General features: G+C 59.1%; 13 protein-coding genes. 9 read left to right on the top strand and 4 right to left on the bottom strand.

Annotation, left to right across the window (positions count from 1 at the left end; genetic code table 11):
• Positions 1 to 189 precede the first annotated feature (189 nt).
• Positions 190 to 2,682 (top strand): hypothetical protein, encoded by a 2,493-nt coding sequence (locus tag HB393_RS08495; protein WP_255550916.1) that lies wholly within the window; start codon positions 190 to 192, stop codon positions 2,680 to 2,682.
• Positions 2,683 to 2,825: 143 nt separating this feature from the next.
• Positions 2,826 to 5,912, top strand: a complete 3,087-nt coding sequence (locus HB393_RS08490; RefSeq protein ID WP_213804727.1) for a hypothetical protein — start codon at positions 2,826 to 2,828, stop codon at positions 5,910 to 5,912.
• A 14-nt stretch (positions 5,913 to 5,926) separates the two neighbouring features.
• On the opposite strand, the gene HB393_RS08485 is transcribed toward HB393_RS08490, so the two are convergent.
• Genes HB393_RS08485 through HB393_RS08475 form a run of 3 tightly spaced genes read right to left on the bottom strand, consistent with a single transcriptional unit; the run spans position 5,927 to position 8,453 of the window.
• Positions 5,927 to 7,099 carry a thiolase family protein gene (locus tag HB393_RS08485; RefSeq protein WP_213804726.1) on the bottom strand — a complete coding sequence of 391 codons (1,173 nt, stop codon included), beginning with the start codon at positions 7,097 to 7,099 and terminating at the stop codon, positions 5,927 to 5,929.
• The gene (locus HB393_RS08480; protein ID WP_345945101.1) at positions 7,096 to 7,752 is read right to left on the bottom strand and encodes a 3-oxoacid CoA-transferase subunit B; all 657 of its coding nucleotides are present in this window, start codon (positions 7,750 to 7,752) and stop codon (positions 7,096 to 7,098) included. The genes HB393_RS08485 and HB393_RS08480 overlap by 4 nt, the downstream gene beginning before the upstream one ends.
• Positions 7,743 to 8,453, bottom strand: a complete 711-nt coding sequence (locus HB393_RS08475) for a CoA transferase subunit A (protein ID WP_213804725.1) — start codon at positions 8,451 to 8,453, stop codon at positions 7,743 to 7,745. The genes HB393_RS08480 and HB393_RS08475 overlap by 10 nt, the downstream gene beginning before the upstream one ends.
• Before the next feature lie 399 nt (positions 8,454 to 8,852).
• Between HB393_RS08475 and HB393_RS08470 the strand changes: the two genes are divergently transcribed.
• The 3 genes from HB393_RS08470 (at position 8,853) to HB393_RS08460 (ending at position 15,545) form a co-directional block, all read left to right on the top strand.
• Entirely contained in the window at positions 8,853 to 10,748 is a 1,896-nt protein-coding gene (locus tag HB393_RS08470) for a pyrroloquinoline quinone-dependent dehydrogenase (protein ID WP_213804724.1), read from the top strand.
• Between the two features lie 23 nt (positions 10,749 to 10,771).
• A complete protein-coding gene (locus HB393_RS08465; RefSeq protein ID WP_213804723.1) occupies positions 10,772 to 11,809 on the top strand; it encodes a cupin domain-containing protein in 1,038 nt (345 codons plus the stop codon).
• 301 nt (positions 11,810 to 12,110) lie between these two features.
• Positions 12,111 to 15,545, top strand: a complete 3,435-nt coding sequence (locus HB393_RS08460) for a carboxypeptidase-like regulatory domain-containing protein (protein ID WP_213804722.1) — start codon at positions 12,111 to 12,113, stop codon at positions 15,543 to 15,545.
• 95 nt (positions 15,546 to 15,640) lie between these two features.
• On the opposite strand, the gene HB393_RS08455 is transcribed toward HB393_RS08460, so the two are convergent.
• The gene (locus tag HB393_RS08455; protein WP_213804721.1) at positions 15,641 to 17,353 is read right to left on the bottom strand and encodes a tetratricopeptide repeat protein; all 1,713 of its coding nucleotides are present in this window, start codon (positions 17,351 to 17,353) and stop codon (positions 15,641 to 15,643) included.
• 482 nt (positions 17,354 to 17,835) lie between these two features.
• Here HB393_RS08455 and HB393_RS08450 point away from each other — a divergent pair, with 482 nt between their 5' ends.
• The 4 genes from HB393_RS08450 to HB393_RS08435 all read left to right on the top strand — a co-directional run bounded on the left by HB393_RS08450 (position 17,836) and on the right by HB393_RS08435 (position 22,121).
• Positions 17,836 to 18,768 carry a 3-keto-5-aminohexanoate cleavage protein gene (locus HB393_RS08450; RefSeq protein ID WP_213804720.1) on the top strand — a complete coding sequence of 311 codons (933 nt, stop codon included), beginning with the start codon at positions 17,836 to 17,838 and terminating at the stop codon, positions 18,766 to 18,768.
• Positions 18,755 to 19,543, top strand: coding sequence for an alpha/beta hydrolase (locus HB393_RS08445; RefSeq protein WP_213804719.1), 789 nt, complete (start codon positions 18,755 to 18,757; stop codon positions 19,541 to 19,543). Before HB393_RS08450 ends, HB393_RS08445 begins: the two co-directional genes overlap by 14 nt.
• 62 nt (positions 19,544 to 19,605) lie before the next feature.
• Entirely contained in the window at positions 19,606 to 21,111 is a 1,506-nt protein-coding gene (locus tag HB393_RS08440; RefSeq protein ID WP_255550915.1) for an amino acid permease, read from the top strand.
• 44 nt (positions 21,112 to 21,155) lie between these two features.
• Positions 21,156 to 22,121 carry a 2-hydroxyacid dehydrogenase gene (locus HB393_RS08435; protein ID WP_213804718.1) on the top strand — a complete coding sequence of 322 codons (966 nt, stop codon included), beginning with the start codon at positions 21,156 to 21,158 and terminating at the stop codon, positions 22,119 to 22,121.
• The last annotated feature ends 446 nt before the right edge of the window (positions 22,122 to 22,567 follow it).

The following is a 22,567-nucleotide window of genomic DNA, read 5'->3' as shown; positions in this document are numbered from 1 at the left end:
TCCTGTGTTGGAGAAAAGTACTTCCATAATCACCACATACGGGATTATCCGTGGAATAAGTGGTCTGAATTTGGGTTACTTCGTCTTGAGTGCCACGTACCATTCTGAGTCGCTATGTCCCTGATCGTGTAGCAGTGGAATGGGCCGTAATGAAGAACTGAAAGCCGCGGAATATACCGGAGGAGAAGCATGAGTTCAGAACCTTACGCTGAGAAAAAAAGATATCGTTGGCTTCTTGCACTGCTTCTTCTAGTGGGCGCGGTGGTGGTCGTGATCGTCGTGATGGTTGCGGCGGCCCTGCTGCTGCCAAAATCGAAGGCCGGCAAGGTGCAGGATGAGGCGATGCAGGCAGGCCGCTCGGCGGAGAGCATGCCAGCCGCGGACGAAGACTACTTCCACGAGATGGATGGTGGAATCAAGTTGACCACGGACGAGGTCAAGGGCCGGAACAACTGGATCGTCTGGTCGGCCGGAAACGATCGTTTCTGGGACATCATCTCGGCGAAGAGTCTTGAGTCGCTCGATTTTTTGAAGACCCTCTCCTCGCGCCCCGGGCTGCCGGCGAGCCGCGACAATCGGTGGAACTACCTCGGGCTGGTGAATGAGCCCTGCTACGAGAAGGCGACGGGTCCTGATCCGAACCGCTTCGGGCTTTGGCTCGACAAGCGGAAGGCAGAGTGCGGCCCCGATCCCTTCGAGGACGAGAAGAAATATCCCGGCGTCAAGATCGGCGCGCGCGGGACGACCGTTCCCGTCGGGTCGTACTACGGCTATGGAACTGGCATCGTCGGTCTGCGCCTCTTCCCCAATCCATCGTTCGACGAGAAGGCCAAGGCGCATTGGGACCCGGTCCGCTACTACACCGACAAGAGCTACTACAACGACCGCAACCTGATTAAGCCCTATCGCGTGGGCATGTCCTGCGGGTTCTGCCACGTCGGACCGAATCCGCTCAAGCCACCAGCCGATCCGGAGAATCCGAAGTGGGAGAACCTAAGCTCGATGGTCGGAGCACAGTACTTCTGGATCGACCGCATCTTCGGATGGGAGGCGGACCAGAGCAGCTTCGTCTTCCAGCTCTTCCACTCCTCGCAGCCGGGATCGCTCGATACATCGCTGGTGTCGACCGACAACATCAACAACCCGCGCACCATGAATGCCATCTACGGCCTGCGGGCGCGTCTCGACATGGCTTCGCGGTGGGGCCAGGAGAAGCTCGCCGGCGGCGGCTTGAACAACAAGCAGTTCAACGACTACGTCCCAGCGGACAACGAGCTCGCGCGGTACTACAAGGCCCCTGACATGGTGCTGGCGCCACACGTCCTGAAGGACGGTGCGGACTCCGTCGGTGCACTCGGCGCGCTGAATCGGGTGTACCTCAACATCGGCCTCTTCAGCGAAGAGTGGCTGGAGCACTTCAACGCGTTGATCGGCGGCAAGAAGGTAACCCCGATCGAGATCGCAGTCGCGGAGAAGAACTCGAGCTACTGGAAGGCGAACGAGAATCAGACCGCCGATCTCGCCCTCTTCATGCTGAAGAGCACCGACGCGCATCATCTCGCGGACGCCCCTGGAGGCGAGGCTTACCTCACGAAGGACAAGGCCGTGCTCACGCGTGGCAAGATCGTATTCGCGGAGCGTTGCGCACGATGCCACTCCAGCAAGCTGCCGGAGATGGCTCCGGGAGAAGGGCTGGCTGGCTGCTCTGGCAAAGGCTATCTCGACTGCTGGGACAAGTACTGGAAGTTGACGCAGACCGACGACTTCAAGGCGAAGATGCGGGAGATCGTTCTGAAGGATGACTTCCTCAAGGACAACTTTCTCTCCACCGATGCTCGCATTCCCTTGTCTCTGTTGCGCACGAACGCCTGCAGCCCACTTGCGACGAACGGATTGGCCAACAACATTTGGGATAACTTCACCTCGCAGACCTATAAGGATCTTCCTTCGGTCGGCAGCATCCCGGTGCGCGATCCATACACGGGCAAGGAGAGCGAATACGTTATGCCCGGCGGAGGACGCGGCTACACGCGAGTCCCGAGCCTGATCAGCGTCTGGTCCACCACGCCGCTGCTGCTCAACAACTCCATCGGACACTTCGAGTCGAGCCCTTCGGTAGATGCCAGGATGCGCAGCTTCAACGATGCCATCGAGCAGTTACTGTGGCCGGAGAAGCGCACCAAGGACGGCATCCTCAAGGGCAACGAACCTAACCTGGTCTATCGCACCACGCAGCAGAGCTATCTGCGGGTGGCCTCGGGCTTCCTTCCCGAGCCGCTTACCAGCGGAACGAAGTTCGAGCACTTCCTCGCTCCGTGGCTCTTCAGCGAAGATGGCATCCAGATCGGCCCGATCCCCAAGGGAACTCCTGTAAACCTGCTGTCGAACCTCGATCTGATGAGCGACAGCACCAACCGGCTGGAGCGGCTGGAGCACAATGCAAGAGTGCTCAGTCTCGTCATCCGGTTGAAACACGGCCTCCAGAAGCTACCTCCTAATCCTACGGACGAGCAAGTCGAAAAGATCTTCGCGGACGTGGAGCCCGACCTGATCAAGTTCAATAAGTGCCCGGACTTTGTCGTCAACAAAGGACACTACTTTGGCACAGACATGTTGGGGGAGGAGCCCGGCCTGAGCGACTCGGACAAGAAGGCGCTGATCGAGTTCATCAAGACGTTCTGAGGCCAGACCGTTGTAACGTCGCCCGCGCATCTGCGTGGGCGACGTGTTGTACGCATATTGCTTTGCTCCGAGAGGAACTCATCGCTTCTTGAATTTCAGAGCATCACGATGCGAAGTGTAGAGAACATCCCGGAGGACCATCCATGACTCCCTCAGACCAGTCGGATCACTCGCCCGAACTCGTCGTCGATCCTGCCTCCCAGCCGGCGTTGCACTTCTGCAACGCCCTGGCCGTTCATGTGAAGAGCGCCTATCCTGAACGGCTCTCTCTGGAGTCCTGGAGAGCTGCCATGGGAGAGAGTGCGCCAGAGCCCTCGACGCTCGACGTGGGTACCATCTCGCAGAGCTACCTCATCCCCAACGTCTCTGGCCAGGCGCGTCTCTCTTCGCTGCTGGAGTACCCGCCAAGCAAATGGCTGCTCGAGCAGGAGATGCAAGCCCGGGGGCTCTGGCCACCTGCGAACACGCAGGCGGACGGTCCGCCAGCGGATGTCTACAGAGCGGCCTTCGCGTCGAATCAGAAGGGCCTCTCTTTCTCCGGCGGAGGCATCCGCTCCGCGACGTTCAACCTCGGAATCCTGCAGGCGCTCGCAAGCCGCCGGAAGCTGGGTAAGTTCGACTATCTCTCGACCGTATCTGGCGGCGGATACATCCATCAATTCGTCGCGTCCTGGATCGAGTGCGAGGACCTGAACAAAGTCGAGGAGCAGCTAAGTCCACTGCCGTGGAGTTCCACACGAACCTCGTGGCCCGACCCGATCCGCTGGCTGCGCCGCTACTCGAACTACCTCACTCCTAGAAAGGGCCTGCTCACCGCCGATACCTGGGTTGCGGTCAGCATATGGCTTCGCAACGCATTTCTAAACCAGATCATCGTTCTTTCGACCCTGCTCTTCGTGCTTCTGCTTCCGCACTTCAACCTGCTGTACCACTTCGATCCGTCGAGCCAGACCTCATCCCCGTTGACCGGGAGCCTCGCGCCAGCGATCGTGACGGTACTGTTCTTTGCTGTCGCGGCGATCACTCTGCCGTTGGGAATGCGCAAGGGAAAACGCGGAGGAGGGAACAAGATGGTCGGCTTCGGCGGAACGAGAGTTCTGCTGCTGATCCTGCTGCCCATCGCCGGCGCGATATTTACCGTCTCCCCATTCTTATATCGCTCGGCGTTTCCAGACCTCGTCTCCAAGCCGCCCGATGCGACGTCGCCCGCGCCCACCGGCATTCCCCGCCTGGTGCAGGAGCTTCACACTCTCGCGCCGCAGCCGACCGCGACCACGAGCAACAGCGATCCCGCACCGAAGACTGCAAGTCCTGGAGTCGCGGACAACGTCGTCTATTGGCTGCGTCACTACACCTTGGCGCCATGGACGCCGCTGGAACCGCCACTGAGCCATATCCTGATCGCCTTCCTCCTTGGCCAGGCCTTGCTGATAGCTTCCCTGGCATGGTCCATTCCGCAGGGAAACAGGCGAGTCATTCCCTCCGCGGCAGCGGTCGTAGTCGCTGTCGGATCGACGCTCGTCCTGATCCATATCGCGCGGCTGATCCTTGTACTCAGTGCGATCCTGCTGCCGTACGGTGTGCTCACACGCTTCTCCATCGTCTTCGTGCCAATCCTGTTGCTGGCCGCCATCTTCATCCCGTTGGATCTGGCGATTGGAGTAATCGGAAGATGCATGGACAACGCCAGGCGAGAGTGGCTCGCCCGTCTGCGCGCACTCAGCTTCCTCGCCGGATTTGTATGGCTCGCGGTTGTGGGCTGTTCGCTGCTTGGACCGGCTCTCGTCACCGCATTCTTCCATCTTCACAAGTTGTTCAGTGCTGCCGTGATGGGCTGGGTTGGAACAACTGTCGCGAGCCTCTTCGCAGGCAAGAGCGGATCCACCACCGGGGAGGACAGCGAGAACGCCTCCCCCAGTCCCTTGGACTACCTGGTCACCGCCGGTCCTCCGGTCTTCCTGGTGGGCCTGATGCTTGCCTTGGCATGGGTCCTCGATAGCGTTCTCCCGCCTGGATACCCGTCGTTCTTCGTGGCCTTCGTCTCCCTCGGCTTTGTCGCTCTCTTCTTCAGTTGGCGCGTGGACATCAACGACTTCTCCCTGAGCGCCGCGTATCGTGATCGTCTCGCACGTTGCTATGCAGGAGCCTCGAACCCGGATCGCCGCCCAAACGCATTCACAGGATTCGCACGCAGCGATGCACGGCTGCGGCTCGTGGACCTTCTGCCGCAAGCGTTCGGAAAAGGAAATCCTTCGCTCTGGCGTAAGAAAGATGTGCCACCTAAATACCAAGGTCCGTTTCCGATCCTCTGCGCAACGCTGAATCTCTCCTTCGGAGAAGATCTCGCCTACCAGGAGCGCAAGGGCGCATCCTTCGCATTCACGCCGCTCTTCTGCGGCTACGACGTCGGATGGACGGAGGGTGCCAGCAGGGCGGTCCAGTTCAACGGCTACTTCCCGACCAACCGCTTCGCCATCCCCCAGGGTGGCCCGCACCTCTCTACGGCGGTTGCGACCTCAGGCGCGTCAGAGAGCCCCAACGAGGGATTTCACACCAACCCAGCCATGGCGTTTTTGATGACGATCTTCAATGTGAGGCTCGGATGGTGGGTCCCCAATCCGCGCAATCAGCGGCTGGACTTGCTTACACGTATGTCCGGTCCAACGCCCGTCATCGGACTCCCCTATCTGCTTCGCGAGCTCTTCGGCGAAGTGTCCGACGATGCGCCTTATATCAATCTCTCCGATGGCGGCCACTTCGACAACATGGGCCTCTACGAACTGGTGCGCCGCCGGTGCCGGAACATCATCATCTGCGACGCAGAGGAGGACCATGCGTTCGTCTTCGAAGGATTGGGCATGGCGATTCGCAAGTGCCGTATCGACTTTGGCGTCGAGGTCTCCCTCGATCTGGACGCGATCATCCCTGGCCCCGATGGCTTGAGCAAATGCGCCTTCGCCATAGGAAAGATCAAATATCCCGCAGGCCAGGCTACTCATGGTGAGGACCCGCCTGAGCCAGTCCACGGAAACATCCTCTACATAAAGTCCACCCTAACAGGCAAGGAGCCGGCGGACATCCTCAACTACAAGCGGGAGCATAAGAGCTTTCCTAGCGACTCAACCTTGAACCAATGGTTTACAGAGTCGCAGTTCGAAAGCTACCGGCGGCTCGGACAGTTCATCGGAGAAAATGAAGAGATCATCGCCTGGCTCGATGAGTTTATCTAGCCACAATCCGTCTCCTACAAGGCGCGGAGTACGAGTGCGATCCCCATCCCTCCGCCGATGCACAGGCTGGCCACTCCGTGCTGCTTCTTCTGGGCTCGCAGGCTGTGCAACAGGGTAACGATGACGCGAGCGCCAGACGCCCCGATGGGGTGACCCAGCGCGATCGCTCCGCCAGAGATGTTGACCCGTTCAGGCGATAGATTGAGATCTCTGCACACGGCGATGGACTGAGCGGCAAACGCTTCGTTCAGCTCAAAGAGATCGATGTCCTCCAGGCGAAGTCCGGCCCGCTTCAACGCCGGCGGGATCGCCGCCGAAGGTCCAATGCCCATGAACGCCGGATCCACTCCCGTCGCGGCGTAGCCAAGGATCTCCGCCAGCGGAGCGTGGCCCTGCGATTGGGCGTAAGCAGGAGACGCGATCGCCAGCATCGCCGCACCATCGTTGAGGCCGCTGGCATTGCCAGCCGTCACCGTGCCGCCCTCCTTCCGGAAGACCGTCTTGAGCTTCGCGAGTGCTTCCAAACTAGAATCCGCGCGCACACTCTCGTCCGCGTCGACCACAATGACTCCCTTTCGCGAGGAGACCTCCACCGCCACAATCTCTTCTTTGAAGCTGCCGCTCGCTTGGGCCGCGGCGGCCCGCCGATGGCTCTCTACCGCGAATGCATCCTGCTCCTGGCGTGAGATCGCCCATCGCTCCGCAACGTTCTCCGCCGTAATCCCCATATGGTAGCTGTGGGTCGGATCGGTCAAACCGTCGTGAACCATGCTGTCGAGCACGGAAGAATCCCCCATCTTGTTTCCAGCCCGCATCTGTGGCAGAAGGTAAGGAGCGCGAGACATACTCTCTACCCCGCCCGCTAGGTAAAGCTCGCCATCGCCCGCGAGCAGGCCGTGGATCGCATCGACCACCGCCTGCATGCCGCTTCCGCACACGCGGTTCACAGTCTGGCCCGGAACATGAAAAGGCAGCCCAGCCTTGAGCGCGATCTGCCTCCCAGGGTTCATGCCTTGCCCGGCCTGAAGCACATTGCCGACGATGACATCGGCGACGTCGCTACCATTGAGGCCCTTCAGCACAGCCGCCGCAGCCGCGACTCCAAGCTCGACAGCCGGCAGATTCTTAAACGCTCCTAAAAAGGAGCCGATCGGAGTACGCTTCGCCGCCAGGATGACAGGTTTCATTGGGACACTCCATTGGAGGTGAGCTTGAAGCGTACCGGCGCGCCTGTGTATTGGGTGATCTGTTCCGGAGTGACCTCAGGGGCGAGCTCGATCACCTCGAAGCCCGCGGGAGTGACGTCGAGGACGCAGAGATCGGTAATGATGCGTTTTACCACGCTGGTCCCAGTCAGTGGCAGGGTGCACTCGCGGAGCAGCTTGGGGCTGCCATCCTGCGCGGTGTGATCCATGATGACCACGACATGGCGAACGCCCGAGACCAGGTCCATCGCTCCGCCCATGCCCTTGACGCGCTTGCCCGGGATCATCCAGTTAGCCAGATCTCCTCGCTCCGAGACCTGCATCGCGCCAAGGATAGCGAGATCGATGTGGCCGCCCCGGATCATCGCAAAGGAATCGGCGCTGGAGAAGGTCGACGCGCCGTCGATGAAGGTCACAGTCTCCTTGCCGGCGTTGATGAGGTCGGCGTCGACGTCCTTCTCGAGAGGGAACGGCCCCATCCCCAGCAGACCGTTCTCCGACTGAAAGATGACCGTCATCCCAGCAGGGATGTAGCTTGCGACCAGCGTGGGAATGCCGATGCCGAGGTTCACGTAGAAGCCGTCGCGCAGCTCCTCGGCGGCGCGGGCTGCCATCTGGTTGCGAGTCAGGGCCACGGTTCTTCCTTTCGTGTGGTGCGTCGTTCGATTCGCTGTTCAGGGGAAGGATTATGGACCAGGCGCTGCACGAAGATCCCCGGCGTATGGATCTCGTCGGGATCCAGTTCGCCCGGCTCCACCAGAATCTCGACCTCCGCGACAGTGATCCTGCCGCAGGTAGCGGCCAGCGGATTGAAGTTCCGGGCGGTTCGCCGGTAGATGAGATTGCCGTGGAGATCAGCCTTCCAGGCCTTCACCAGCGCAAGATCGGCCTGAATGCCACGCTCGAGGATATAGGTGACGCCGTCGAACTCCTTCTGCTCCTTGCCCTCTGCAACGAGAGTCCCAACGCCGGTGCGAGTGTAAAAGCCGGGGATGCCCGCGCCGCCCGCCCGCATGCGCTCGGCGAGAGTGCCTTGAGGGCAGAACTCGACCTCAAGCTCGCCCTCCAGATACTGCCGTTCGAACTCGGCGTTCTCCCCCACATAGCTGGAGATCATCTTGCGGATCTGGCGAGTCTCGAGTAGCAGCCCCAACCCCCAATGATCAACGCCGGCGTTGTTGCTGGCGACGGTCAGGTTGCGGACGCCGGTATCGCGCAGCCCGGCGATAAGCGCCTCCGGAATGCCGCAGAGCCCGAAGCCGCCGAGCGCCAGCAGCATGCCGTCGCGGGTGATGTCTTCCAGCGCCGCCGCCGCGCTGGGCCAAAGTTTGTTCATAGATACTCCATCGCGGAGATCGACTCCCTGTCCCGAATGAGAAGGATACAGGCAAGTCTGCTCCTGCTTGCGAAACTGCTCCGCCGCTGTGCCGCAGCCTCCAAACGCACGGAGAGATAGCATCCGAAAAACAGATGCCACTGGTCCAGATGAATCTAGCACGATGAGGCCCTGCATGGATTTCGTACTATTTCGCTTGTTGGGCAAGCGGAAAACTGCTCAACTAAAATTAACCTCGCAGCGTAAACTCTTGAGCCACAAAGCTTAGCGAGGCAATTCCACTGACGTCCCCTTGCTGGACATTGTTCCCGCGAGCGATCCCATCCGGTTCTCTCCGCAAGTGCTTCAAACGTATCAAGGCTGCCAGGTGCAAGGCATAGCTGTAGAAAGGTTGGTCCTTTGAGATTGAGATTGTTCTCCGTAGCGGTTGGTCTGCTTTGTTCTTGTGCGCCGTTCGCGTTCGGTCAGTCCGATTGGCCCATGTTCGGCCACGACGACTCCAGCACGCGGTACTCCCCGCTCACGCAGATCGACACGCATAACGTGCAGAACCTCACCCGCGCCTGGACCTACCACCTCAAGAAAGATGGCCCCGCCTCGACAGCCGCAGCAGCCGCGGGACGCGGAGGTGGTCGCCGCAACTCCCAGGCCACGCCGATCGTCGTCAAGGGCGTTCTCTACATGCCCACGCCCTACAACACGGTCGTGGCCCTCGAGCCCGAGACCGGCAAAGAGATCTGGACCTTCAAGCTCGACAAGGGACGTCCCGCAGGGCGAGCCGTCACTTACTGGCCCGGAGACAAGACCACGCCCGCCTCCATCCTCTTCGGTACCAGCGACGGCCGCCTGCTCTCTCTCAACGCAGAGACTGGCAAGCCCTCCACCGGCTTCGGCGAGAACGGCTCCATCAACCTGAAGGTCGGCGTAGACAATGGCTTTCCCGACGCCCGTTACGACATGACCTCGCCCCCTTCCATCTACAAAGATCTGGTCATCACAGGAGCACAGGTGCAGGAATCCCCCGGCATCGGCACCTCGGGCGACACCCGCGCCTGGGACGTCCACACCGGCAAGCTGGCATGGCGCTTTCACTCCGTCCCTCATCCCGGCGAGGTCGGCAACGAAACCTGGACCGGAGAGAGCTGGAAGAACCGCTCCGGCACCAACGTCTGGGGCCTGATGAGCGTCGATGCCAAGCGCGGCCTGGTCTTCCTCCCCTACGGCTCCCCAAGCTTCGACTTCTACGGAGCCGACCGCGCAGGTAAAAACCTCTTCGGAAACTCCCTCGTAGCCCTCCACGCCGACACCGGAAAGCTGGCCTGGTACTTCCAGACCGTCCACCACGACGTCACCGACTACGACCTCCAATCCGCCCCCGTTCTGATGGACGTAATGAGCAAGGGCCACAAGATCCCCGCCGTAGCCATCATCGGCAAGGTTGGCCTCATGTACATCCTGGATCGCAGAAACGGACGCCCCATCTATGGCGTCGAGGAGCGTCCCGTCCCGCAGAGCGACGTCCCGGGCGAACATAGCTGGCCCACCCAACCCTTTCCCTTGAAGCCCCAGCAACTCGGACGCAGCAGCTTCACCCCCGATGAAATCGCAACAGTTAGCCCCGAACATCAAAAGATCTGCACCGATCTTCTGGCCACAGAGGGAGGCATGAAGACTGGCGGCCCCTTCACCCCCTTCGGGACACATCTGACCGTCATGTTCCCAGGAACCATCGGAGTTACAAATTGGCCCGGCATGTCCTACAACGCGAAGCTCGGCTACCTCTTCATTAATACCGTCGACCTCGCGGACGTAGGAAAGATCATGAAGTCCGAAGACGGCGCAAACCCAGCCTACGAGCGCACCAGCCCCTGGGGCGTCTACGCCAGGTTCTGGAACCAGGAGAAGTTCTGGCCCTGCCAGCGTCCTCCCTGGGGCCAACTGTGGGCCATCAACGTTAACACCGGCGAGGTCGCATGGAAGGTTCCGCTCGGTATCATCGAAGAGCTCGAAGCCAAGGGCATCCACGGAACCGGCTCCTTGAACTACGGCGGCTCCATCTCCACCGCCGGCGGTCTCGTCTTTATCGCTGCAACCAACGACCAGCGCTTCCGCGCATTCGACGCCGCAACTGGCAAGGAGCTATGGGTCACCAAGCTTGAGACCGGCGCATACACCACTCCCATGACCTTCCAGGGCAAAGACGGCCGCCAATACGTAATCACGGTCGCCACCGGTGGAAGCTACTACGACCGCACCAGCGGCGACTCCGTAATTGCATTTGCTCTGCCGCAATAGCTCGATTCAATAAGGAACGCGTAATGTCCGAACACAATCAGTTACATAATGCGAAGGCCGGCATCAAAATGATCAGAAGTTATCCGCAGATTCCTCGCCTCTTCCGCAAAGGCTTCGGCCTCCTGACTGTAGTTCTCGGCTTTTCGCTGCTTCCAGCTGAAGCGCAAGTCGCGCCGCATCCTCCCGTCTCCACCGCGGGCGCGGGCGGCAATACCTTTAATGGTCCCGAGTACGTCCGCTACCAAGCTAAAAAAGATATCCAGGACCGACGCATCGATATGTTCATCGGCGATTGGCACGAGTCACTCCCTCGCCGCGCCTACGGCTCTCTGATCCTCCGCGACGTCCTTACCAAGGGCAATAACTTCGCGCCGCCGGAGAAAGGCGCCGTCCTCGAGAGCGCGAACTTCCTAGCCTACGGTCGGCTTCCCGCGCACGAATCGACCATCCCCTCCGAACTCCAAGGAGTGCAGGAGGTCTACTACATCTTCGGAGGCACGGGCGAGATCTCCGCTGGGGACAAACACTTCGCGCTCCACAAAGACATCGCGATCCTCATGCCCGCCGGTCTCTCCTTCACCATGACCAACACCGGCGACGAATCCATCACCATGTACGTCGTGAATGAACCCGTCCCCGCAGGCTTCCATCCCATCAAGCAGATGCTGATGGCGGATGAGCGCACCGTTCCCGTGCGAAAGCCGCAGGTCGCCTCGCCCTATACCATCCCCGGCGCCTCCGGCCACTGGGCACACATCGTGCGCGACCTCTTCAACCGCAACGACGGCCTCGCCACCATAGGCGACATCATCACCGTCGAGATCAATCCCATCTCTATGGGCGAACCCCATCCCCATCAACCCGGCCACGAGGAGATCTGGGCCGCCATCGACGGAACCAGCTTGGCCTTTATCGGCGCGGAGCTGCGCGTACAAACTCCCGGCATGGCATATATGCTCCGTCCCGATGGCCTGATGCAGCACTCAAACATCAACGCTGGAGACGCTCCCGTAAAGTTCCTATGGTTCTCCACGTCCACAGGTTTCTCTGGCAAGAAGTAAGGATAGTCCGGCCATCGGAGTAAGCGGCTGGAAGCCATGCTAGCTCTTCGGCGCAGTTGAGTTAGATAGTTATCGCGGCGGTGGAAAACCACCCTCAATATCTCCTCGTCCAGGATCCACTCTCGAATTCTCTGAGAAGTTATCTCCTTATTCCATCCTCTGGCTAGGTGAGAGACGGTTTAATCGCTGGATTCACGCGCATTTCGCACTATTTCGCTTGTTGACAAAAAACATAACTGCTTAACTGCAGGAACACGCTGAATATTTACAAAAGTTTATTAGGCAACTCGGAGAGTTATCAATGGAACTACGTCGCTTTCGTTACATCTGTCTATGCTTGCTCATATTGTTCGGCACTGCGCAGCTCAGGGCAGATGTCACCGGATCTATTCTTGGATACGTTCGCGACAGCTCCGGGGCGGCCGTACCCAAGGCGCCGATCGTGATCACCAACCTCGGAACCAACGTCGTCCGTGAAGCTCTCACCAATAACGACGGGCAATATAACTTCGTCGCCCTTCCTCCTGGCAAGTATAAGATCGTCGCGACGGTGACTGGCTTCCAGTCCTCCTCGATCAATAACGTTGACCTCAAGGTCAACGACCAGCTTCAGTTCGACTTTGCATTGAACGTCGGTGACGTGCAGCAAAACATCTCGGTTGAAGCCAACGCCGTTCAGGTGCAGACCTCCAGCACGCAGCTAGGCGGCACCATCGAATCCAAGGAGATGTTGGCGCTGCCCCTCAATGGCCGCAGCTACCTCGACCTCCTTGGCCTGCAGGCAGGCGTCGCGCCGCGTAGTGCGACGGCAGCAACAGACCGCCCCGTTGGTGGTCTGTTCACCTCGCCGGGCAACGTCTCAGTCAATGGACAACCTGAGAGCGCGAACGCCTTCCTGGTCAACGGCGGCGACGTCAGCGAGACCAAGAACAACGGCGCAGGACTTATCCCGAACATCGACTCGGTTCAGGAGTTTCGTCTTATCACTAACTCCTTCGACGCCGAGTACGGTAAGTTCACCGGCGCAGTCATGAACACCATCACGAAGTCCGGCACGAACAGCTTTCACGGCGATGCATTCGAGTTCCTCCGCAACAACGCGATGGACGCCCGGGGCTACTTCGATCCCGTCAAGGCGACGTTGAAGCGCCATCAGTACGGCTACGCCATCGGAGGCCCTTTCTGGAGAAATCGTCTCTTCTGGTTCACCGACTTTCAAGGAACACGTCAGACATCTGGTGCCAGCACTGGAAACCTGGGTGTGCCCTCTGACAACCAGCGTTCCGGTATCTTCAGCGCAACCGCATTCGGTACGAAGACCGTCAACGGCACTGCCTGGGCCGCAGTCCTCTCCCAGCGGCTGGGTCGTCCTATCGCCAGCGGAACTCCTTACAGCACGGTCTTCCCCGGTGGAGTGATTCCTGCTGCGGCCTTCGATCCTATCTCCGTAAAGGAGTTAGGATTTATCCCCCGTCAGACTGGAAACGGCGTCTACTCTAACTCGAGCCTGAATAACAAAGTTACAGATAATAAGATCGGCCAGCGCGTCGACTTCGCAAACGCAAAGACGGGGAACTGGTCCTTCTACTATCACTTCGATGACTCCACCGCCTTCAATCAATTCCAGGCCGGATTCGTCCCTGGCTTTGCACTCACCTCTCCCTCGCGTGCCCAGATGTTCATGTTGAGTAACACCAAGAGCATCGGCGCGACGATGGTAAACGAAGTTCGCGCCACCTTCTTCCGCACAGCAATCAATACCGCTCAGCCCGATACAAGCAGCCCCGGAAATCAGGCCACTCTATCCGGCCTGGGATTTGTAACTGGCCCCAACACCCTTGGGATCGTCAAGTCTGGTCCTGCAGGCTACCCAGAGGCCATGCCGCCAAACGTCTTCAATAACTTCACAGTCGGCAATCCTCTTACGAACATGAAGTCCGTCGACAACAACTACATGTTGACCGATACCTTCTCCAAGATTCTTGGCAATCACTCCCTCTCGACGGGTGGAGAGTATCGTTACTACCAACTCAACGTCCGCAACGTCTGCGCACCAAACGGACAATTCAAGTTTGATGGAACTGAGACCAACAGCGACTTCGCCGACTTCCTGCTCGGCGCACCCGCGACTTACACGCAATGCAGCCAGCAGTTACTAGATAACCGTGCCCGCTACGGTGGACTATTTGCCCAGGACTCTTGGAAGGCAAAGTCCAACCTTACCCTCAATATCGGTCTGCGCTGGGACGTAGCCGTTCCCTGGTACGACAAGTACAGTCAGCTCAATACATTCGTTCCCGGCGTGCAATCGAAGCTCTTTCCACTCGCGCCCTTGGGTTACCTGGTACCTGGAGACCCCGGCGTATCCAAGTCCATCTCTCCAACCTTCTGGGATAAGTTCGCTCCACGTCTCGGAGTCGCTTACTCTCCCAACTTCAACTCTGGAGTTCTTGGTAAGGTCTTCGGAGGACCGGGTAAGAGCAGCATCCGCTCAGCGTTCGGCATCTACTACCTTGGAGCAGCAGACTCCGGCAACTTCGGTGTCATCGGCTCTGCGCCCTGGGGTCAGTATTGGAGCAGTCTCGCTCCCACCAACTTCGCTGTGCCCTTTCAAACCCGCTCCAACGCTACCTCACAGACACAACGCTTCCCCTTCGTCGCCCCTCGTGCCGGCGATCCTGCAAACGCTACCCTCGACTTCTCAAAGTATGAGCCAATCGTAGGACCCGCCTTCAATGTAAATAACAGACTTACCTACGCCGAGCACTACAACCTGTCGATCCAGAGACAGCTCTCTAACTCGACCGTACTAACCATGGCCTATGTCGGAACGCAGAGCCATAACCTGCCCGGCGATTTGAATCTCAACCCAGGGAATCCAGATCTCTGTCTTCAACTCGCCCGTAGCGGAGCGACCCCAGTCTGCGGCCCGAACGGCGAGAAGCAGGTCTTCACAAATCGCGATGGAAGCAAAGTCTACGGCACGCTTCAGGGCATGGGCAATCAACAACTCGGCACTGTAGCCTTTGGTCGAGTTCGTGCCAATAGCAACATCGCACACTCAAACTACAACGCTCTACAGCTCACCGTCGAGCGCAAGGCGTCGAACTTCAGTGTCCTCGGTGCTTACACTTACTCTAAGTCGATCGATAACAGCACCACAGTCTTCGATCCAGCCGACTACCGCCATAATCGAGCACTATCACCTTACGATCTAACTCACAACTTCGTAGCGAGTTACACCGTAACGATGCCCTTCGAGCGGGTCCTGAGATCGGTTCCGGATCGCATCACCAAGGGTTGGAGCTTCAGTGGTATCTCCCGTTTTGCAACAGGCTTCCCTGTAACTCTGACGCAATCCGGAGACATCTCCTTGAACACGATGGGCTTTGACTTCCCCAACGTCGCAGCGCCGTTGGTCAAGTCGAACCCTCGTAATCCCGGCAACCAGTACTTCAACAAGAGCGCCTACAGCACGGAGCTTCCCGGCACCATCGGCAACTCCGGTCCTCGGCCCTTCCATGGCCCTGGCATCATCAACACCGATGCCGGCCTCGGGAAGAGCACAAGGATCACGGAGTCCACCTCGATCATCATCCGTGGTGAGTTCTTCAACGTCTTCAATCATGCCAACTTCCTCAACCCGGTTGGAAACTTCGCCAGCAGCCAGTTTGGTCAGATCACGACAGCATCGCCTGCCCGCATCGGTCAGGTGAGCGCCAAGTTTATCTGGTAGTCCTCTTCGGACGTGAGGTGTAATCGGTGGGCAGAAGAACTCGCCGACCGATTACACCTCATTTTTTTTGATGGAAGGATGAACCGTGAAGAAACCTAGAACAACGCGATGCGAGCCGGAGGAGTGTACTGCGTAAGCCCCATCTGATCGACGACCGCCCGAAACTCGGTCTGCTCCCGCAAAGGATCGAAGCGGGGATCCTGTATCAAGGTAAACAGCTTCATATTCCGCTCCGTGCAGGCTCGTCTCAGCCACACCGCCATCTGGTCCGATTCGCCCAGCGCCGCATAAGTCGCCGCGATGTCATACGAAGGCATGCACTTGTGACTCGGAGTAGCTCGCAGCTCTCGCAGAATCGTCCGGGCGGAGCTCGTATCCCCCGCCACCGCCAAAGCATGCGCCTTCATCGCCTTCACGCAGTTGCTTCCGCCGGCAAGCAAAATCGTCGTCTCAAACTCGCGGAGCGCTGCGACGAAATCGCCCTTCTGCTCCAGCGCCTGCGCCAGGTACATGTGAGCCCAGATAAAATCCGGCTTCAACTCCAGAGCACTCTGATAGTGCTGAATCGCCGCATCGAACCTGCGCGCAAGATGCGAGGTAACTCCCGCCCACACCTGCGTAATCGGAGACACAGGATCGATCTCCAGAGCATGCATGATCGCAATCTGCGCCGCCTCATGCTGGCCCTTGGCGGCTAGCAGATTCGCATACCAGTGATAGCTCAGCGCATAGCCCGGATTGCATTGGATAGCGCAGCGGTACTCCTTGTCCGCGCCCTCCCAGTCCCGGTCGAAGTGCAGCAGAATATCCGCGAGAGAAGCATGAGCCTCCGCCAGCGCGGGATCCAGTTCAATCGCCTTCAAAGCCGCTTGGCGCGCCAACGGCATCGCCTCCGACGGCGAGACGATCTCATAGAAGGAGAGCAGATTCAGCGAATCGGCCAGCCCCGAGTAAGGCAGCGGAAACTGCGGATCTTCCTCGATAGCAGATTTGAACCACTGAATCGCCTTCCGCAGCCCTTCTTCGTTTCGTTGACTCCAAAAGTATCTCCCCTTGAGATAAGCCTCGCGCGAGCCAGACTTCCTCCTTCTTCCCGCCACGGGCGAGTAAGAAGGCGAAGAGATAATCTTCAGCCACAGGCATTGCACGATCTGCCCCGCGATGTAGCTCGGAGTCTCCCCAAAGTTCTTCATGTTGCATCGGAACTTGCTATTCCACTCCTCTGCGCCCGTATCGGAAAAGAAGAGGGTGGCACTCACCTCAAGACCGGCCTCATCCTCCAGCAGGCTCCAACGCAGAACGTAGTCGACCGTCCCAGCCTTCACCTGGGTCGTGTACTTCTGTTCAAACTTCGCTGTCTTCGGCGAAATAATACTTAGTTGGCCGGGATTCAACTGCTCCAGCGCCGTCAGCGTCTTCTCTTCGATCGCCCTGCAAAGCGCCTGATGCCGCGGACTCACAGCCTGTCGATCCAATGGCGACAACCGAATCCTGATGTGCCCAGTCTCTTTCGCAGGAGACGCCTCGGCCGCAACGCCTTGCGCAACACTCTCCGGCTCGCCAATATTCCTTCGCGACACCTGCCGTCCCCAACGTTCAATCTCGGAGCGGAACGCATACACCGTTCCAAGCTGATTATGATAGTGCCGGTGGACAGGCAAGCCCTCTTTCTTCTCCCACAACTGGACGGTCCGAACCTCCCGCTTCAGGTAGCTCGCAATCTCTTTCCATGAGTCCAGACGATCAGGGGCGGCCCCAAGTCCATTGGGATGTTGCGTGCCTGCGGATAGCGAAAGTACCTCGTTCATGGCCGACACCAAGGTGAAATTTGCGAAAGCTTGCGGTAATTTTGCCGAGCATGCTCCGAAATCCACACCTGCACAGGAAACGGCACGGCACTGTTCACTCAGTGAGGGAAAGTAGAGCTAGATCAGCAGTAACATACGTCCGATTAACGCGAGGTTACACCCTTTACGTTGACACACGCAAGATGCTTCTTCCGATCGATCGATATCTCATCGCCACCACCACACTTCGACACACTTAGAAGGATCTAGTTCCAGTAAGTAGATCGAACAACACTCCTACTTACTTCGAATCTCCCGTACAGACACCCGTTTCGCACTATTTCGCTTGCTGCCCCGCACGATCCTTGTTGAACTGTAAATGTTGTCTGCCTTGAACTTCTATCTAGAGTGAGCACATGTCGGAAAAAGAGAATCAACAGTCATCCCAGGATATTTTTAGATATACGGACAGCTTCGAATTCATGGAAAAAGTCCGCGTCGGGATGCCTCCCCTTATCATCTGCGTCGCTTGCAACGGTGGGATCCAGGGCAAGGAAGCCAACGAATTCATCCCCGAGACAGCGGATGAGATCGCCGAGTCGGTTCAAGGCGCCTACGAGGCCGGCGCAAGCATGGTCCATGTCCACGCCCGCGACCCCCAGGACACGACCAAGTGCGCAAGAGACTCAGCACCCTGGCGCGATGTCCTTCATAAGATCCGCAAGCTCTGCCCCGACATCATCATCAACGCAACCACCGGCGGCGGTCCCGGCATGACCATGGACGAGCGCCTCTCCTCCCTCGAGGCCGGCCCCGAAGTCGCCTCCCTCAACCTCGCTCCCGACATGAGCAAGTTCCACCTCAAGGAGCGTCGCGCTCCGCTCCCCAACCCTCGTCCCGCGCTCGATATCGACGAGTGCATCCCCTATACCTACGGGCAGATTCACCACTTCGCCACCGAGATGAAGCAGCGCGGTGTAAAGCCTGAGCTCGAGGCCTACCACCCCGGCTGCGGCTGGGTCGTACGCTATCTCATCGAGAACGGCCTCCTGCAAAAGCCCTACTGGATTCAAACCGTCATGGGCACCCAGACCGGCAGCTTCCCAACTGTAGAGAACGTCCTGCAGATCCTCAAGGAGTTCCCCGAAGGTGCACTCTGGCTCTGTTCCGCCATCGGCCCCTACCAACTGCCGCTTACTACATTGGCGACCTTGATGGGCGGTCACGTCCGCGTCGGCCTGGAAGATAACGTCTACTACGCTCGCGGCCGCAAAGCCAAAAGCAACGCCGAGCTCGTAGGCCGTACCGTCCGTATCGCCAACGAACTCAATCGTCCGGTCGCAACTCCAGCGCAGGCGCGTGAAATTCTCGGTCTCTCCAGCAAGCCCAGCAGCTACGAGACACCGCAGGCTCTCAACGACTATGCCAAAGTTTGAATCGCCCGGCGTCACCTTGCACTACACCAGCAGCGGCTCCGGAGAGCCTCTGCTTCTCCTGCCCGGAGCTCTCGGCACCGGAGAAGGCGACTTCCATCATCAGATCGAACGGTTCTCGCAGCACTATCAGGTAGTAGCTCCCGACCCACGAGGCTACGGCCAGTCCCGCCCACCCGAGCGCGACTACCCCCTCGACTTCTACCGTAGAGACGCGAACGACATGCTCGCCCTCATGTCGCATCTAGGCCACGAGAGCTTCGCTATCCTCGGCTGGAGCGACGGTGCAAACATCGCAGTCCTGATGGCCACCCAGCAGCCCGCACGCATCGAAAAGCTCGTACTTTGGGGCGGAAACTCCTTCCTCACCCGCGAAGAGATCACAGCCTTCCAGCAGATCCGCTCCATCTCTTCATGGTCGTCACGCGCAGCAGAAGCCATGCGACAGATCTACGGAGCAGAACTCGACGCACTCTGGGAGCGCTACGTCGACGGCCTCCAAGCCATCTACAACGCAGGCGGCGATATCTACCAATCCCTCTTGCCCCAGGTAAAGTGCCCAACCCTCATCCTGCACGGAGAAAAGGATCCCCTCGTCCCTTCGCTGCATCCCGAGACCATCCACCGCGGCATCGCCAAATCTTTGCTCTATGTCTTTCCCGACGGAAAACATAATATTCATATCAGATACCCCGAAGAGTTCAATCAAATCGTCCTTTCCTTTCTGCCGAAAGGTGTCGTTCCTCTTCCCGTCGTCTCCAGCACCCTCGCACTTTGATTCGCCATCGCAAGGCGACAGCTTCATCGCATAGTTCAACCGCTGCAATCGTGGAGCCGCCCTTGAAGCAATCTCAGTTCCAAGAAGCTCACCGCAAACTGAATCGCAGCCTCGGCCTCTTCGACTCCACCATGATCGTCGCCGGCTCGATGATCGGCTCCGGCATCTTCATCGTTGCGGCGGAGATGGCTCGCGAGGTCGGCAGCGCAGGCTGGCTCATGGTCGCCTGGATCATCGCAGGCCTCCTCACCATGGCCGCCGCTCTCTCCTACGGAGAGCTCGCCGCCATGATGCCTCACGCCGGCGGCCAGTATGTCTACCTCCGCGAGGCATTCTCTCCGCTCTGGGGCTTCCTCTACGGCTGGACCCTCTTCCTCGTCATCCAGACAGGAACCATCGCCGCCTCCTCCGTAGGCTTCGCCCGCTACCTAGGCGTCCTCTGGCCCACCATCACAGAGACGCACTACATCATCGCTCCCATCCATATCTTTCCCGGCTACGCCATCTCCCTCTCCACCGCGCAACTGGTCTCGCTGTCGATCATAGCCTTCCTAACCTGGACCAACACCACCGGCCTCAAGTACGGCAAGGGTGTACAAAATGTCTTCACCACCATGAAGATCGGCTCCCTCATCGGAGTCATCCTCATCGGCCTCTTAATTGGTTGGAAGGCCTCCGTCTTCCACGCCAACTTCGGACACGCCTGGACGCCCCAGGGCTTTGTACTGGCTGCTCCCGGCATCTCCCCCATCACCGGATTTGGCATGCTGGTCGCGCTCTGCACCGCGCAGATAGGCTCCCTCTTCGCCGCCGACGCCTGGAACAACATCACCTTCAACGCCGGCGAAGTTCGTAACCCAAGCAGGAACGTACCACTCTCCTTAGCCTTGGGAACCATCATCGTCATGGCCCTCTACCTCGGCGCCAACTTCGCCTACACCGTGGTGCTCCCATTCACTGAGATCCAGCACGCACCCTCCGACCGCGTCGCGGCGATGGTGCTCCAGGCAATCTTCCCCGGCCTCGGCCCCACCCTCATCGCCCTCGCCATCATGATCTCCGCCTTCGGCTGCATGAACGGCATGATCCTCTCCGGCGCGCGCGCCTACTATGCCATGTCGCTCGACGGCCTCTTCTTCAAGAAGGCATCGAAGCTGAACCGCGCCAACGTCCCCAGCGCCGCGCTCATCATGCAGGGCATGTGGACCGCGGTCCTCGTACTCATCCGCACCTACGAGCCCACCACCAAAACCTACGGCAACCTCTACAGCAACCTCCTGGACTACGTCGTCTCCGCCGCGCTCATCTTCTATATCCTCACCATCGCGGGCGTCTTTCGTCTGCGAAAGATGCAGCCCAACGCCGAGCGCCCCTACCGCGCCTTCGGTTATCCTTTTGTGCCGGCCCTTTATATCTTTGCGGCGGCAGTAATTCTGGTTATCCTGTTCCTCTACCGCACCGCAACCACGGTTCCGGGGGTAGTCATCGTCCTCCTCGGAGTGCCGGTCTACTTCCTCTTCAACCACAGAATGCAGCGGGAGCGGGAACGCGCTGCGGAACTGGTCTGATTACACCTCAGCTTCGGCCGAGGAACACAAGGGAGAGACGGTAAATGGTTCGGATGGGTGTAGAGGACTTCATCGATGACTCGCTTCTGCAGGATCTCCCCAAAGAGATAGAGCTGGTGCGAATCCCCGCCGACCTCCAGGGAGAGATCGAAGTAGAATTTTGGCTCTCGTGTCTCTCCAGCGCCGATAGCCGCCGCCTATGGCCGCACCTCAAAGGCGTCAAGGTCGTCCAGGCCCACTCCGCAGGGGTGGACTCCCTCAAAAAGATTGTTCCCTCTACCGCTACACTCTGCGACGCCCGCGGCGTACACAACATCCCCACCGCGGAGTGGGCTGTGACCGCTGTCCTCGCGATGCAGAAGAATCTCCCCTTCTTCTTCGGACTCCAGCAAAGGGCCGACTGGAAGGCAAAGGACGAAGCCGAGCAGACCTTCCTTCTCGCACCCGGCTCAACCCCCAACCCCCACATTCCCCACCTCATCGACGAGATCGCGGACAAGACCATCCTGATCGTCGGCTACGGCGCAATCGGCGAGGCCATCGAAGCTCGCCTCTCTGCCTTTGGCCCTCGCTTCCTGCGCGTGGCACGCTCCCCCAAGCCAGGAGTCGAACCCGTCAGCAACCTCGACCAACTGCTCCCCCACGCCGACATCGTCATCCTCATCACACCGCTCACCTCGGAGACCCACCACCTCATCGACGCCGGCCGCCTCGCCAAGCTGAAGCCCGGCGCGCTCCTGGTCAACGCCGGCCGCGGAGCCGTCGTCGACACCGACGCCCTGTTAGCCGCGCTGCACGCAAAGAAACTCCGCGCCGCCATGGACGTAACCGACCCCGAACCCCTCCCCCCGGATCACCCCCTATGGAAGGCCCCCAACCTCCTCATCACACCCCACGTCGCCACCGACAGCCCAACCTACCTAAAGCGAGTCCTCAAATTCGTCAGCCAACAAGCAACCCGCTACGTCCAGGGAGAACCCCTCCAAAACATAGTCACCGGCGAATACTAAGAGCGAATATTACCGAAGATTAAAAGGAGCAGCACAAAAGCGGGTGCCCCATCCTTTCCGACAGTCTCATCGTCGGATAGGGTGGGGTATCGTGCGAAGCACGACCGCCTTCTTCCCCAACCACCAAATCCCAACCGTTCTCCTTCCCCAGCCACAAAGCCCGGGTGCCCCATCCTTCGCGCCTTTGCCTCTAGCGAAGGGTGGGAAGGTAAACCCTCCCCCAACCCAGTCCGCCCTCCCCCAGCCCCCACAACCACTTACAAAAAAATCCCCCAAAATCCCCAGCAAAACCCCATGTCAACCCCCAAAATACCATAACCCATCCAAAATCAGAGAGATCCAAGTGGCACTTTAGTTATGCCCAACCTCCTAAAATAGAAATAGAAGTAAAGTTCGCCCAGCGCGAATCAGCAACCGTTCCTTGCCAACTCATCCGCCGAAGACCG

The sequence above is a fragment of the Granulicella sp. dw_53 genome, from assembly GCF_018449545.1.
GTDB lineage: Bacteria > Acidobacteriota > Terriglobia > Terriglobales > Acidobacteriaceae > Edaphobacter.
This window is presented reverse-complemented; position numbering and strand designations above follow the sequence as displayed.